The sequence below is a fragment of the Parabacteroides sp. genome (genome assembly GCF_977054455.1).
The window spans coordinates 1-15748 of record NZ_CDRTCT010000036.1 but is presented as its reverse complement, the minus strand read 5'-3'; the positions used below and the strand labels follow the sequence as shown (position 1 = coordinate 15748).

The following is a 15748-nucleotide window of genomic DNA, read 5'->3' as shown; positions in this document are numbered from 1 at the left end:
AAACATAGTTTTCGTGCACAGAAAGCTATGTTTTCCTTGTTATCGTGACAAATGACAATATTACAATATTACAATAACGGAAAAGACATAATCCCCTCCCTATAGAAATAGTATTATATATATAATATATATATAATACTATTTTACTATAAGATAAATTCTCTTTCAAACTAATTGTAATATTGTCATTTGTCACGATAAGGTGGTAGAAACGTCTCGCCAAGAAGGATCGACGCGCTATGGACATCGCCTCCGAAAGGAGGATTTAACTTGCTAAATTTCAATTCGATACCGGTCAACTCGGGGAAGCGTTCTTTCAGGGCATACACAATCCGTCCCGCCGCATGTTCGATCAGCTTGGAAGGGATATCCATCTGCTCTTTTACAACCGCATAGACGGCGGCATAGTCGATCGTATCGTCCAGTTCGTCACTCTTCACGGCCTGTTCCAACGGAGCCGTAAGGGTCAGATTCACAACGAAATTGTTCCCCACCTTCGTCTCCTGCGGCATTACACCGTGGTAGGCATAGAATCTCATTTCCTCCAGTACTATCTTTGTTGTCATAATTCGTTATTTTATCTGTAAATGTAAATAAAGTAAACCTTTCTGCCAAAAAATAGTCTTATATTTGCGATATGCAGAGACGTACGGCCGTGCGTCTCTAACAAACAATACGAAATATGATGGGAATAAAGCAAAAAGAAGAAAACACGAATGGCGGCCTGCATAACACCCTCGCCGCCGGCACGACCGTTAAAGGCGACATTGTGACGGAAACAGACTTCCGCCTGGATGGAAAAATCGAAGGAAACGTAAATTGTAGCGGCAAGATCGTAATCGGCCCGAAAGGGAACGTGACGGGAAACATCGTTTCCGCCAATGCCGAAATATTGGGGGAAGTGGAAGGCTCCGTGCAGGTCAGCGCCAAACTTGTCCTGAAAGCGACCGCCGTCATCCAAGGCGACATATTCGCCCAAACCCTGGAGATCGAACCGAACGCCCGCTTCAACGGGGTCTGCAAGATGTCAGGAGAAAAAAGCATAGCCAAATAAAACCGGGCTTATCAATCGACATGAATCAGGCACGGATGACACACCACATGGCATCCGTGCCTGAAAGATTTTTAAGGAGAGGGGTTCCTCCTTCTATTTTCTTCCTGAATCCTTAATCATTTCCGTGATCTTGTTGTTCAGGCTATCTGCCTCGATCAGTTTCTCCAACGGGATGTGCATCCTGTAGCGCCAGTAGTTGTCCGAATCGGACGGGATGTTGATGCGTTCCGCCTCGCAATCTCTCCGCTTGACGGAATCGTCCATTGCGAACCAGTCCTGCAGGGGGATAACGGCCAGCATCGAAGCGGTTGCCAGATGGTTGGAAACGATCCGTGCCGCCAAGTCGGCCGTACATTCCTCCGGCGCCTCTCCGGCCTGTCCAAGCACATCGTTGTAATAACGTTGCGTCTTGGCGCGGTCCTCTTTCCACCAGCTGCGGAGCGGCGTCATATCGTGGGTCGATGTCGTACAGACCGAATGATAAGGCAGGTTATGCAGGTCCGTGAACTCGCGTTGCGGAGTCTTGGGCATACGTTCTATTTCCAGGCTGAATATCTGCAACTTGTTCATCACGTCGGGCACGGACTCCGGAATCATCCCCAAGTCTTCGCCGCATACCAGCATGTTCGTGCTGCCTATCAGCGGAGTCAGGCGGCTAAAGGCTTGCGCCTTCCAGAACTCGTTATGGCGGTGATAGAAGAAGTTCCAATACAGCTGGTCGAAAGCATATCGGTCGGAAGCGCTCAACTCGCGATACAGATAGGACTGGCTGGCCGAGATGCGCGGGTGGAACTTATCCGGCTCACGCGGATCGCGCAGGAACAGCACTTCATTCGCGATGGCAAACAGCCCTTTCTTGATCCGAAGAGACGCCTCGTCCGTCTTTCCGGCAAACAGCGCTTCCACCTTGCGTTGCGTATCGCAGAAGGGCTTCAACACGAAATGGCGGGAGGACGACTGGGCCAGGAACGCGCCGATCACCTCCTCGGTCTGGTCGCCAAACAGTTCGGGCAGAAACTCGCGGTTGATATGCGGGGTGGTAAGGCGGGCTTCATTGAAACTCAGGCCATACTGTTCGATCTCGTTCGGGGTAAGCGGCAAAGCCGGATTGAAATGTCCGCAAAGTCCCTGGACATAATCCAACGGCACTTCCCAGATACGGAAAAAGCCTAAGATATGATCGATACGGAAGCAATCGAAATAGTCTTCCAGCTTGCGGAAACGTTTCTTCCACCAGGAGAAATCATCTTTCTCCATCCTCTCCCAATTATAGGTCGGGAATCCCCAGTTCTGGCCGTTCACGGAGAAATCATCGGGCGGAGCGCCTGCCTGTCCGTTCATATTGAAGTATTTCGGTTCCATCCACGCCTCGACACTCGTACGGTTCACTCCTATAGGCAAATCGCCTTTCAGCACGATCCCGTTCTTGCGGGCATAATCGGAAACGCCCTTAAACTGGATATGCAGGACGTATTGCAGGAAATAGATGAAAGAGATTTCCGGGTATGCCTTGCCCGTCGGGGAACAAAGTTCACGGATGCTGTTCTTGTCGAATACGGAGTTTTCCTTCCATTGGGTAAAGTCGGAAGTCCGGTACGTGTCACGCAGGTAGCAATAGGCGGCGTAAGGCATCAGCCAAGGCTCGTTCTGCTCGCAGAACTCCTGATATCCGGGGGTGGAGAGGATCGCTTCCCCTTCCTGCCTGAAGTATTCCCGGCAATATTCCAGTTTATACCGGACCGCCTGCTCGTAATCGACGGCATCGAGTTTGTTCAACTCGGCCTGTTTGCGGGCAAAAAAGGCGGCCTTTTCCGAATCAGCCAGTTCTCCCAGATCGGGCAGGCTGATATACATCGGATGAAGGGCATAAATCGAAATCGCGCTATAAGGATACGAATCGGAACGGGTATGCGTCGTCGTCGTGTCGTTCACCGGGAGCACCTGGATGACACGTTGGTGCGTTTTCTTGGCCCAATCCACCATCATGCGCAAATCCCCCAGGTCGCCGACTCCGAAGCTCTTTTCCGAACGTAAGGAAAAGACCGGGATCACCGAACCGGCACACCGCCACAAGGGCAGGTTATCGCGGAAATAAAGGCCCGAGACGATCGCCGTCTCGCCCGCCTGTTGCGGAGGCAGGTTCAGGACACGGTTCTCATCTTCTTCCCAATATAGAGGTTGTTGCTGGTCGTCGCAGATCAGGAACTTATATTCCAACGGATAGGTGATCTCGTTGGCATCCAGGTCTATATGCCAGACCGGGAAGGTGTCGCAACTCAACACCAACGCTTTATCGGGATGCCAGTCGCCCAGGCATTCCTGATTGCCGGTGATAGCCACGCGCTGGTTCTTTTCGACACGCGGGACGGAGATCTTGATCGTAAGCCTCTTGCCGCTCTTCACCACCCGTTCGTGCGTATTGCACGGATGGGCGAACAGGCTTTTGGTAAATGCAGAGGAATAAAAAGCTATATTGGCAGGACGAACCTGCCAATAATCATATAGCGTATATCGATCTGCCTGCCCGATAAAGAATACCTGGTGGTTCTTTTCCCACTCCTCGAATATCTGCTTATCGTTTACACTCAGGAAATATCTGTATTCTATATCCTTGACAGGAGAGGTCACTTCCAGCTCGAGTTGCCAGTTCCCATCTCCCTTATAACTCATTTCCTTTGCCAAAGCCGGCTCCCAGGAACCCAGCTCAGGAATCGACCCTACAACACATAACTTCTGCCCCCAAACGGTATGGAAGTTGATATTAAAGGTGACTTTCATTTCTATGAATTTATGATTTATGATTCATGGGGTGTTATTCACGATTTATGATTTATCATTTAGCGTCAATGATAAATCATAAATCATAAATCAAAAATCTTTTCATCCGCATCTTGAAGCGCCGCAATTGGTACAGATCAGACATCCTTCTTGGTAGACAAGCGTTTCATGTCCGCAATTCGGGCATTTCTGTCCTTTTGCCTCCATACCGTTCGGCAGGTATTTCTTCAAAGCGCGTTCCACACCGTTCTTCCAGGTGTTGATAGATTCGTTATTCAGTTCCATGCCCTGGACGAGCTTGATCACCTGGTCGATCGGCATGCCGTAGCGCAAGACGCCGGAGATCAACTTGGCATAGTTCCAGAACTCCGGATTGAACTTGCCGTCCAAACCTTCGATCGTCATCTTATAGCCGCGCTTGTTCTTGAACTGGAAGTCGTAGTGCTTCTTGCCGTCCTCGTCGTAGCTCTTGATGATGCTGCCCTTCGAAACGTTCTTCGGCAACATGATGCCTTCGTCGTCGTCGGCAAGACCGGTAAAGATCTCGTACGGGCGGCCATTCAGCAAGCCGACAAATGCGATCCACTTCTCACGGTTGTTCTGGAATTTCACCACATCGGCTTCCAGTTCGCGCGGGCGGGTAGCCACGATAACCGGCGGCTCCATGCAATTGCAATCCTCCTTTTTCTTCTTCTTGTTATCCGTAGACAACAATACGCCCGAACGGGAACCGTCGCGATAGACCGTACATCCCTTGCAACCGCACTTCCAGGCTTCCACATACAAAGTGTTCACAAGGTCTTCCGTCACATCGGCCGGCAGGTTGATCGTCACGCTGATGGAGTGGTCCACCCATTTCTGGATACGTCCCTGCATACGGACTTTCTGCAACCAGTCTACATCGTTTGAAGTCGCTTTATAGTAAGGAGACTTGGCAACCAGTTCCTCCACTTCTTCCTGCGTATATTTCTTGGAAGCGGAGAAGCCGTTAGCCAACATCCAGGTTACGAACTTATGATGGAATACGATATACTCCTCGAATGCGTCACCTGTCTCGTCGACAAAGTCAACACGCGCTTCCGCATCGTTCGGGTTCACCTTGCGGCGGCGGCGGTACACGGGCAGGAACACCGGCTCGATGCCCGAAGTGGTCTGTGTCATCAAGCTGGTCGTTCCGGTCGGTGCGATGGTCAGACAGGCGATATTACGGCGGCCGTATTTCACCATGTCGTCATACAGTTCCGGATCGGCTTCACGCAGACGGTTGATAAACGGGTTCTTCTCTTCCCGCTTTGCATCGTAGATATCGAATGCCCCCCGCTCCTTGGCCATTTCCACTGAAGAACGGTAGGCAGCCAGAGCCAACATCTTTTGTACCTTTTCGGCAAAGTCTGTCGCTTCTTCCGTGCCGTAGCGCAATCCCAAGGCGGCAATCATATCGCCTTCGGCGGTGATGCCCACACCGGTACGACGTCCTTGCAAAGTCTTCTTCTGGATCTTCTCCCACAGGTGGCGTTCGCTCTGTTTTACTTCCAATGATTCGGGATCGGCATCGATCTTCTCCAGAATCTTTTCAATCTTTTCCGATTCCAGGTCGATGATATCGTCCATGATGCGTTGTGCCAGGATAACATGCTTCCGGAACAAGTCGAAATCGAAATAGGCCTCTTTCGTGAAAGGATTGACAACATACGAATATAAGTTGATCGCCAACAGGCGGCAGCTATCGTACGGGCACAAAGGAATCTCACCGCAGGGGTTGGTCGAAACCGTACGGAATCCGAGATCCGCATACGAATCGGGCACCGACTCTTTCAGGATCGTATCCCAGAAAAGCACGCCCGGTTCAGCCGACTTCCATGCATTATGAATGATTTTCTTCCAAAGTTCGGCCGCGTTGATTTCCTTCACATTAGTGGGTTCTGACGAGTCGGTCGGATATTGTTGTTTATAAGGGGTCCCGTCGACTACCGCCTGCATGAATTCGTCATCGATCTTCACCGACACGTTAGCCCCCGTCACCTTCCCTTCCGTCATCTTGGCATCGATAAACGATTCCGAATCCGGATGCTTGATGGAAACGCTCAGCATCAGGGCGCCACGACGGCCGTCCTGCGCCACTTCGCGGGTGGAATTCGAATAACGTTCCATGAAAGGGACCAATCCGGTCGATGTCAACGCCGAGTTCTTAACAGGAGATCCTTTCGGACGAATATGTGATAAATCGTGACCAACACCGCCACGACGTTTCATCAACTGCACTTGTTCCTCATCAATTCGAATAATCGCACCATATGAATCGGCATCTCCATCCAATCCGATTACAAAACAGTTAGAGAGTGAGGCAATTTGAAAATCATTGCCAATTCCCGTCATCGGGCTTCCCTGAGGCACGATGTAACGGAAATGATCAAACAGGTTAAAGAGTTCCTCTTCCGAAAGCGGGTTAGGATACTTCTTTTCTACACGGGCAATTTCACCGGCCAGACGATGATGCATATCCACGGGAGATTCTTCATAGATATTCCCGAACGCATCCTTCAAGGCATACTTATTTACCCATACTTTTGCGGCCAATTCGTCGCCGGTAAAGTAGTCCAGTGAAGCCTTAAACGCTTCATCGAAGGTGTAAGTTTTACGATTCACGATTGTTTTAAGTTTAATGATGTGCAAGTTTAAGCATAGTTTGCGGATTAGCCAAATTATTCAACAAAGAAAATATATATTGTTGACAAGTTTTCCCTTTCGTTTATAAACCGCGTTATTTATCAACAGCTTATCCCTTTCCATCGGTTCAAAAAGTTTCCCGAAAAGAAAACCTGCCCTACAACAAGGTTTCCCGAAAACAGAAAAAGGACGCAGCCCGCAAGCGCATCCTTTCATATAAATATCGCATTAAATCAAGCTTTGAGCAAAGCCTCGATCTCTTCTACCGAAGAGCGGAAAGATTTATTCGTTTCGATCTGGTCCTTTACCGTCTTGCAGGCATGAAGGACGGTTGCATGGTCGCGTTTCCCGACGATCTTCCCGATATGGGAGAAGGAACTGTCGGTGTACTTCTTCGCCAGGTACATCGTAACCTGACGTGCCTGCACGATTTCCCGCTTGCGCGAATTGGTCTGGATAGCGGCCAATTCCAGATTATAGTATTTACAGACTACATCCTGAATAGATTCCACGGATACCTGTTTCTTCTCCAGTTTTACGACACGGCTCACCACCTGTTTGGTCAAAGGCAGGTCGATCATCCGGTTGAACGCCGTAGAATAGGCCAGCAAGGACGCGACGATGCCTTCCACATCGCGTACGTTCTCCGTCACGTTGCTTGCAATAAAATTGAACACGTCGTCCGGAATCACCACACCGTCGTGGCTGATCTTATTCTTTAGAATCTTCTTGCGCAAATCCAGATCAGGACGATCCAACTCTGCCGTCAATCCCCACTTCAAACGGGTAATCAAACGTTCCTCCATGCCCTGCAAATCGACAGGCGCCTTATCGGAAGTCAGGATCAATTGCTTACCCAGAAGATGCAAGTGATTGAATATATGAAAAAATGTATTCTGTGTCTTATCTTTTCCGATCAGTTCCTGGATATCATCCAGAATCAGCACATCTACGCCCTGATAGAAATACATGAAGTCGTTTGTCGTATTTTTCCGGATAGCTTCCGTGTATTGTACGGTAAAGAGATGGGCCGATATATACAGCACCTTCTTTTCCGGGTGGATCTCCTGAATACGGTTACCGATCGCGTGGCACAAATGGGTCTTCCCCACACCGGATGCCCCGAACACGAACATCGGGTTAAAAGTCTTTCCCGGTTCCTGGGCGATAGCCTCGCTCGAAGAACGGACCAGCCGGTTGCTTGTTCCTTCAAAATAGTTGTCGAAGTTGTATTTAGGGTTCAAATGCGAATCCCAGTCCTGGCGGGCTTTAGATTCGAATAGAGAAGGGATATCCGCACTCTTCTTGCCGGTACGGGGAGCGTCATTACCGGTAGGTAAAGTAATCATGCCGTCTTCTTTCACCTTATCAACGACCTTGATACGATAGTTCAATATCGTACCCTGCCCTATCACACGATATAGCGTAACTTTCAATACGTTCACATACTTCTCTTCCAGATACTCGTAAAAGAACTGGCTGGGTACTTGAATCGTAAATTTATTATCCTCGTATGATAATGGTATGATAGGTTTGAACCATGTGTTAAAAGCGGCCTCAGGGACGATGTCCTTAATGACTCCGAGGCATTTATTCCACAAAGTTTGATGTTCAGTCTGCATGATTTTTTACTCTCCCAACTATACTTACAACTTCAATTTTTACTTTTACGACTACAAAGTTTAGAAATTAATTCCGAAAAAAAAAGTATCATTTTGTTTGGAACTTTTGATTGTTCAATATCCTGTTTATTGTCAGGCAGTTAATTCCAACAATCTGAATATCTTCATTTTAAAACATTAGAATAACAGAAAGCCTTTGTTTAAGAGCATTCTTCAGCCCCTTGCATTTCCAGGCAACCGACCTCAAAAAAGGCCTTTCGATCCAGTTATATTTCTCTGTCTAAAGGCCTTAGAGAAGCCAAGCTTCTGTATTTTATATTTTTTCGTTTAATTGGAATAATTCTAAATAAACGGTTTGTACAAGAAATCTTACGCTATCTTAAAATACAGAAAAATGCACATACCTTTTGGGGTTCTGCCTCAAATCGAGCAAAAGCTTGGATGCGTTGTCCGCCGTACTGTTCAGGTTATCATAAAGAGCACGGTCGTTCAGCAGAAGCCCCATACTATTATCCTTTGAGTTCAACTTGCGCGTCATCTGCTCCACATTATCCAACGTAGCATTCACCGCATTCACGGTCGTTGCCAGATCCAGCTTCTTCAAATCCGTGCTGACATCGGCGAAGTTTCCGGTGATGACCTTCAGATCACTCATAATGCCCGGCACATCCTTGCTCAGCATCCGGTTGAGCTGGCGGGAAGAAACAGCCAGGCTATTGGTCGTTGCCTCTATATTGTTCAAGGACTGGGCCAATGCCGGATGATTTACCAGCGTCTGCAAGCCGCCCAGGATCGAATCGATCTTCGGCAACAACAACTCCACCTGAGGAAGAATCTTTTCCTGGACGGATTGCATCATGTCCGTCTCCATCCGCCCCTCGATCGTGGCACCGGGTTTCAGATAGTCGTCTACATACTTGTTCAGATGGATATGCAATTCACCGCCACCGAGGAAACTGTTCACGATCGTAATATAGCTGCCTTTGTTGATCTTCATATGATCTTCCAGGCTGATATCGATCGAAATCTTATCGACGGCATCATAGTCATAAATGATCTCACGCACCAGACCGACCTTAAAGCCTTCTACGAATACAGGACTCGAAACCGTCACTCCCTTTACATTCGTACAAGCCACCACATAATGGTTTGTCGGCTTAAACAGATTGATCCCTTTCAAGTAATTAATTCCTAAATATAGCAACGCCAGACTGACTATAGACACAAGTCCGATCTTTGCCTCTTTGGTGAATACATTTTTCATTTCTTCTCTGTATATAATATAAATTCTGTTACTATCAATATTTCACTTTCTTTCCATCCTTAAAGGCGACTATAAAAGCGTCTTTAAAATCTTTCGCTACCTGCCGGCGCAACTTACGGATAGAATCGAAACTCGTTGTTTCGCCATACGTGTACTTGTAAATGCCTTTTTCGATAAAGCAATCGACATTCTTATATCCTTTAAACAATTTAGAACCGGGAGAAAGTTTTTTATCCGAAGTAAGTATTTGTATTTTATAAATCGTTTGTCCCTTTTTAACCGGGTTCGTCTGCTTCACGGAGACTTCCGTCTTGGACACACGGCTCTGACCGGATTCCTTTACCTTGTTCTTTTGACGAATATATTCTTCGCTTCCCGGAGGTGCTGAAATCGATTGATTATCATCGATATTATCTACGACTTCCAATAGAGGAGCGACATTTGCATTTCCCGCCAACGCACCGCGCTTACGGTCATATTCCCACTTATATTTTGTAAATGCATTATAGATAGCGGTTGCCAGCTTGTTTTGCCCTTCCTTCGTCTTCATGAAACGTTCTTCCGCCGGATTCGAAATATATCCTAATTCCACAAGAACACTCGGCATACTCGTCTTACGCAACACCAGGAAACCCGCCTGCCGCACCCCTCTGTTATTACGCTTGGCGGAAGCAAAGCATTTCTGCACCTCCGAAGCCAGGCTAATACTTTGTTCCATATGCTTATTCTGCATAAATTCGAAAATAATATACGATTCGGAAGAAGTCGGATCGAAACCTTCGTATTTCTGCAGATAATTATCTTCCAAAAGGATAGCCGAGTTCTCACGCATGGCTACTTCCAGATTCTCGTCCGTGCGTGCCAAACCTAACGTATAAGTCTCCGTTCCCGTGACCGAACTGCCCCTCTTCACCGCATTTGTATGAATGGAGATGAACAAGTCCGCCTTATTCCGGTTGGCGATGTTCGCCCGCTCGTCCAACTCGATAAAGACATCCGTTTTACGCGTATAAATGACTTTCACATCCTTGTGCTTTTCCGATATCAGGCTGCCGAGCTTGAGGGCTACCGCCAGATTAATAGCCTTTTCATGGATGGACGAGCCACGCGCACCGGGGTCTTTTCCCCCATGCCCGGCATCGATCACCACCGTAAACGTCTTTTCCTTTGCCTGCAAAACAGGTAAAACAAAAAACAGGGCTATTACCAAATTGATATATAGAAAAGTACTTTTTGCCACTTTAAAATTTTCTTGCAAATTCGGGACAAATGTAATGCTTTTTGACGAGTAAAACTGGGCTGATCTGAAATAAAAAAAGGGCAATTCGCAAGGAACCGCCCTTTTTATTTATATATCCGGTATGGGATTTACTCAGAAACTACTTCAAAAGGAATTTCTACCGATACTTCTTTGTGAAGTTTCAGGATGGCTTTGTAATTACCGACTTCCTTAACAGAATCCTTGATATAGATAATCTTACGATCTACTTCGAAACCGGCTTTTGCCAAAGCATCGGCAACCTGGATGTTCGTTACAGAACCGAAGATTGTACCTGTAGAACTTGTCTTTGCACCGATTGTCAAGGCAACGCCTTCCAACTTAGCAGCCAAAGCCTGAGCATCTTCTTTGATCTTAGCCAACTTGTGAGCACGTTGTCTCAAGTTTTCAGCCAATACTTTCTTTGCAGACTCAGATGCGATAACTGCTTTACCCGTGGGGATTAGAAAGTTACGTCCGTAACCGTCTTTAACTGTTACGATATCGTCCTTGTAACCTAAGTTGATTACGTCTTCTTTCAAAATAACTTGCATATTCTGTCTCCTCTCTTTTATTATTTCATTAAATCGGTTACGTAAGGAAGCAACGCCAAGTGACGAGCTCTTTTAACAGCCTGAGCGATACGACGCTGGAATTTCAAAGAAGTACCCGTGATACGACGCGGAAGAATCTTACCCTGTTCGTTTAGGAATTTCTTCAAGAATTCAGGATCTTTGTAATCGATATACTTGATACCGTTCTTTTTGAAACGGCAATATTTTTTCTTTTTAACGTCTACTGAAGGCGGAGTCAAATATCTGATTTCTGATTGAGTTGCTGCCATGATTAATTCTCCTTTACTGTTTCTTTAGATGATTTCAAACTTCTTCTCTTTGCTGCATATTCTGCCGCATATTTATCCTGGCGGAAAGTCAGGAAGCGAATCACACGTTCGTCACGACGGAAATTGACTTCCAATGTAGCGATTGTTTCCGGATTTGCTTTGAATTCAACCAACTGGTAGAAGCCTGTTGTTTTCTTGTCGATAGGATAAGCTAATTTGCGCAAACCCCAATTTTCTTCGTTCACGATTTCAGCCCCCTGTTCTTTCAGGATGTTCGTGAATTTTTCTACCGCTTCCTTCATCTGAGCGTCAGACAAAACGGGAGTCAAAATGAAAACGGTTTCGTAATTGTTCATAAAACGCTGTTTTGTATTGTTATTACTAATAATTTTTGCGGTGCAAAGATAAGAAGTTTTTTTGAACCGGCAAGCCAAACTTTATTATTCTTTCCGGCTTGCTCCCGTAAAGCTATGCTTCAGGTTCCGTAACCCATAGGGTTATCCTATGTAAAGCATAGCGTTACGGAATCTCTTTCAACCCATCCCTGATAGCAACTTCCCGAACAAATTCAAGATGCTTTCAACGCTTTTCTTGTCAGGAACGGGGATGCTAAGCCGTGCCTGTCCGGTTTCCGGATCTTCTTTGACAATCGTATCCACCAGCTTCCGGGTCGACTCAGGCGATTCGAGCGTCCGTGCCAAGCCACTGAAGAATGAGATGCCTTGTTGCAACAAGTGATCGGGTTCTTCCTCCCCTGCCACTTGCAGATCTTTTTCACTGGGAGAATTATCGTCAGGCAAAAAGGAGTCGGCCGTTTTACCGGTAACACCTTCTGCGGCTTTCTCTTCCAGATCGTCCGCCTTGACCTCCGAACCGGACAAATCGCTTCGGGTGACTTCCTGCACATCCGTCATCTGCTGGATATTTTCCATAATCTTGTCGAACTTGCTATCTTCCAAAAAGATTTCGTCATTCCCATTATCCAAGACACCTTCAAACAAAGACGATTTAAAATTCAAGGTGGAAAGCATTCTCTCCTCGATTGTTTGGCTGGCCACCATATTGATGACTTGTATGTTTTTGCGCTGCCCGATGCGATATATACGGGCAATCCGTTGCTCCAGCACGGAGGGATTCCACGGCAAATCCAAATTGATGAGTATGGAGGCAGCTTGCAAGTTCAAACCTGTGCTGCCGGCATCTGTCGAAAGAAAAACCCGGCACTCCGGCAATTCCATGAAGTTATCCATCAGTTTTTTACGGGCAACCGAAGGCACTCCCCCGTGGAGGTATTCATAACGTATGCCCAAAGCATCCAATTCCGAGGCAATCAAACGTGTCATCCGCTCCCACTGGCTAAACAACACGACTTTTTCATTTCCGTTTTCGAATACGTTTTTCAAGATATTTATTACCTCTTCCACTTTGGTGTCATGGCGGGTTTTCTGATCCAAAATGTAGGTACTGTCGCAGACCATCCGCATCTGGCTGAGCATCAACAAAAGCCGCTTACGGTCTTTTTCACTAAGGAAACGCATTTTCGACCATTTGTAAACCAACTGAGCCACGCCACTTTGAAACTCTTCATGTATAGACCGCTGCTGCTCGGTCATCGGCACAAACAACACCTTATCCATGCGTCCCGGCAATTGCAAAGAGACATCTTTCTTGCGACGGCGGATCAACACACTTTTCAGTTGTTTTCCCACCTCATTCAAATTCCTATAACCAACGATCTTGCCAGTTTCCGACTTGACAACGGTTTGATCCATAAACTGGTAATACGGCCCCAAACAATATTGATCTACAAACTGCACAATGGAATAGAGTTCCTCCAACTTGTTTTCAAGCGGAGTCCCGGAAAGAATCACCGCATAGTCGGACTCAATGCGACGGGCAGCCTTCGAAATCTGCGTGTTCCAATTTTTCAACCGCTGCACTTCATCCATGATAAGGAAGTCAGTCTGTAACTTTTTCAGGTATTTGATGTCGTTACAGACGGCATTGTAGGAGACAATCTTATAAAACTCTTTTGCGCCATACAACTCCCGTCGAACCAAAGGCCCTCCTTCCACCACAACCGCTTCGGCATCCGTGAAACGCTCGATTTCTTTCTTCCATTGATACTTCAAGGAGGTCGGGCAAACGATCAACGCCGAAGATATGTGAGAATATTTACGCATCAACTCTGCCGTCCCGATGGCCTGGATGGTCTTCCCTAACCCCATTTCGTCAGCGATGATTGCCTTTCCCGCACGAAAGGCAAACCGGACTCCCTCTTTTTGATAAGGGAACAACCCTACTTTCAGCAACCTATCCAAGACATCGTCTGAAATGGTTGAGGACAACAGCTTCTCCCGGTTACGGGCATCCCGTCTCTCAATGATAAAGTTCAATGCATCCGGATAACAACGGAATGTATCATCAATCTGTGTCGCACGACTCAAAAAGTCCATAATTGTATCAACAGCCTGTGGCAACATCACTCCGTCTGTCCCGAAATAAGGAAGGGCTAATTCTTCGAATTCCTCCTGATGGTCGGTTCCGATACGCAGACAAACTTTCCTCTCATTCCGATAAGACAGATAGACTGAAGTATAAGCAGGCACAATCCGATAAGCTCTACGGTTATTTTTCTCCAACCAGCATTTGACAGCTTCGATATGTTTACAAGTCCCTAACCTGCTGGTCTTAAAATCCATGCAAGAGCAATAATTCCAGTCGCTTTTTACCCCTCGATATACGATTTTATATTCATTATGAGAAACAAGATTCAAGACACTGTAGCTTCCCGGTTCTTTCTTTTTGTCGATTTCCGAAACTTCAAACGGTTCTTTCTCTGCAACTTGCCGGCGCAGAGCCACTTGCCATTCTTCCAATGTCATACCAGAAGGTTTATAATGATATGAAACCTTCTTCTCTTTTGATTTTTTCTTACTACTCTTCTTTCCCATATTTCTTTGCTTAACAATCACAAAAGTAATCATCCCCGCTCAGATACGAAAGAATTTAATGAGGGATATTAAAAATTGACACAACGTTTTCCATATTCGGTAGGATTTATGTAATAATTGATTTTTTGATTCAGCACAACAGCAAAATTGTCCCGATAGAGGCAAAAGCGGAAGAAAACCTTCGTTCCAAATCGCTCTCTACCTTTATGGATGCCCACCCGGAAATGCACGGATTGCATTTCTCCATGTCTGATTATCGAGAACAAGCTTGGATGACAAATGTACCGCTTTATGCTATCTCTTGTTCTTTTTCCGAGGCATAAGGTTTCATTGGAAGATGTATCATCTTCTGTCACATACTGATAGCATTAACGCCTAATGCCTCTTTACGATAAGATAATGCTGCGCAAGAGGAGCATTATCGAGTCAGTCAACGACATGCTCAAAAACGTTGCACAACTGGTGCATACCCGCCATCGCAGTGCCCACAATTTCTTGATAAATCTGCTCGCCGCAATGGGCGCGTACTGTTTCTTCGCCACCAAGCCGAAGGTAAACTTCGACCTCGAGATCTCCGATACTAACGGGCAGCTTGCCCTCCTTTACGCTCTCGTACACGAACGAGAGATAGGAATCGTCGAACGAGTATCGCCCGGCAGGAACACCGATTAGTCGGCAAGTATGGATACGACCAGTTGTCCGATGGTATTACAATAGTCGTTTCGGTTGTAAGCTTGGAATGACAGTTCCGTTTTCTACATTTTTCTACATTGGGTTAAGTGTCAGAACCAACGTATAGCCAAGCAGTTTACTGAGATTGTCCGCAAGATAGATTTTTCATACAGTAATGAAGTGGCACGGCAAGCCAAAGCAGCCCAACGCAATGTTCTTGCGATTTACGGTGAATTTTACCAACTTTAAAGAGACAACAAATCCCTTTCGGACATCAACTAAGAACTGGAATCCAAACAGAATACGTTGTTCAAACAGTTAGCTGTGCCATCGGTTCGCAACCTGATTTTTGCCGTAACCGTTGCACTCATTGGAGGGCAACCTATACCAATTACCTTTGGTGGCGGTGAATCTACCTCTGATTTACCTTGGGATGGTCGCAGACCTGACGAGGCGGAAAATGCTTATCGGTGCAGAAGTATGAAGGCTGCCGCAACAGTAATAATGAGAAGCAAGCAAGGATATCAAAGAAGATAATTATTCTTGGTGTGCTGTAGCAAAAAGTTACAGCACACCTTGGCTCATTGTCTACTATACATACGTCCCATTATGAGAACGTGCCGTTTGAAATACCG

At 46.5% G+C, this 15748-nt stretch carries 11 protein-coding genes and 1 pseudogene; 2 read left to right on the top strand and 10 right to left on the bottom strand.

Features of this window, described 5'->3' with window-relative positions; translation table 11 throughout:
* Window positions 1–185: 185 nt before the first annotated feature.
* A complete protein-coding gene (gene folB / locus ACW6QF_RS16325) occupies window positions 186–566 on the bottom strand; it encodes a dihydroneopterin aldolase (RefSeq protein ID WP_456088585.1) in 381 nt (126 codons plus the stop codon).
* Between the two features lie 116 nt (window positions 567–682).
* Here folB and ACW6QF_RS16320 point away from each other — a divergent pair, with 116 nt between their 5' ends.
* Window positions 683–1054, top strand: a complete 372-nt coding sequence (locus tag ACW6QF_RS16320) for a bactofilin family protein (protein WP_374044522.1) — start codon at window positions 683–685, stop codon at window positions 1052–1054.
* A gap of 93 nt (window positions 1055–1147) precedes the next feature.
* Here ACW6QF_RS16320 and ACW6QF_RS16315 read toward each other — a convergent pair whose 3' ends face one another.
* The 9 genes from ACW6QF_RS16315 to ACW6QF_RS16275 all read right to left on the bottom strand — a co-directional run bounded on the left by ACW6QF_RS16315 (window position 1148) and on the right by ACW6QF_RS16275 (window position 14372).
* A complete protein-coding gene (locus tag ACW6QF_RS16315) occupies window positions 1148–3832 on the bottom strand; it encodes a 4-alpha-glucanotransferase (protein WP_456088584.1) in 2685 nt (894 codons plus the stop codon).
* Window positions 3833–3934: 102 nt separating this feature from the next.
* Window positions 3935–6478 (bottom strand): adenosylcobalamin-dependent ribonucleoside-diphosphate reductase, encoded by a 2544-nt coding sequence (locus ACW6QF_RS16310; protein ID WP_298547492.1) that lies wholly within the window; start codon window positions 6476–6478, stop codon window positions 3935–3937.
* A gap of 254 nt (window positions 6479–6732) precedes the next feature.
* Window positions 6733–8121, bottom strand: coding sequence for a chromosomal replication initiator protein DnaA (gene dnaA / locus ACW6QF_RS16305; protein ID WP_298547494.1), 1389 nt, complete (start codon window positions 8119–8121; stop codon window positions 6733–6735).
* Between the two features lie 379 nt (window positions 8122–8500).
* Window positions 8501–9385 carry an MlaD family protein gene (locus ACW6QF_RS16300; protein ID WP_456088583.1) on the bottom strand — a complete coding sequence of 295 codons (885 nt, stop codon included), beginning with the start codon at window positions 9383–9385 and terminating at the stop codon, window positions 8501–8503.
* Between the two features lie 34 nt (window positions 9386–9419).
* Window positions 9420–10625 (bottom strand): N-acetylmuramoyl-L-alanine amidase family protein, encoded by a 1206-nt coding sequence (locus tag ACW6QF_RS16295; RefSeq protein ID WP_456088582.1) that lies wholly within the window; start codon window positions 10623–10625, stop codon window positions 9420–9422.
* Window positions 10626–10753: 128 nt separating this feature from the next.
* On the bottom strand, window positions 10754–11197 hold the full coding sequence (gene rplI / locus ACW6QF_RS16290) for a 50S ribosomal protein L9 (RefSeq protein ID WP_298547503.1): 444 nt from the start codon (window positions 11195–11197) through the stop codon (window positions 10754–10756).
* A gap of 20 nt (window positions 11198–11217) precedes the next feature.
* Complete coding sequence (gene rpsR, locus ACW6QF_RS16285) at window positions 11218–11487, bottom strand: 30S ribosomal protein S18 (protein WP_007654155.1); 270 nt, start codon at window positions 11485–11487, stop codon at window positions 11218–11220.
* Window positions 11488–11489: 2 nt separating this feature from the next.
* Window positions 11490–11843, bottom strand: a complete 354-nt coding sequence (gene rpsF, locus ACW6QF_RS16280; RefSeq protein WP_008152411.1) for a 30S ribosomal protein S6 — start codon at window positions 11841–11843, stop codon at window positions 11490–11492.
* A gap of 177 nt (window positions 11844–12020) precedes the next feature.
* Window positions 12021–14372: a DEAD/DEAH box helicase gene (locus ACW6QF_RS16275; RefSeq protein WP_456088581.1), complete on the bottom strand. Its 2352-nt coding sequence runs from the start codon at window positions 14370–14372 to the stop codon at window positions 12021–12023.
* 444 nt (window positions 14373–14816) lie between these two features.
* On the opposite strand from ACW6QF_RS16275, the pseudogene ACW6QF_RS16270 reads away from it, so the two are divergent.
* Window positions 14817–14999 (top strand): annotated as a pseudogene (locus ACW6QF_RS16270) (transposase); the annotation flags it as partial.
* Between the last annotated feature and the right edge of the window lie 749 nt (window positions 15000–15748).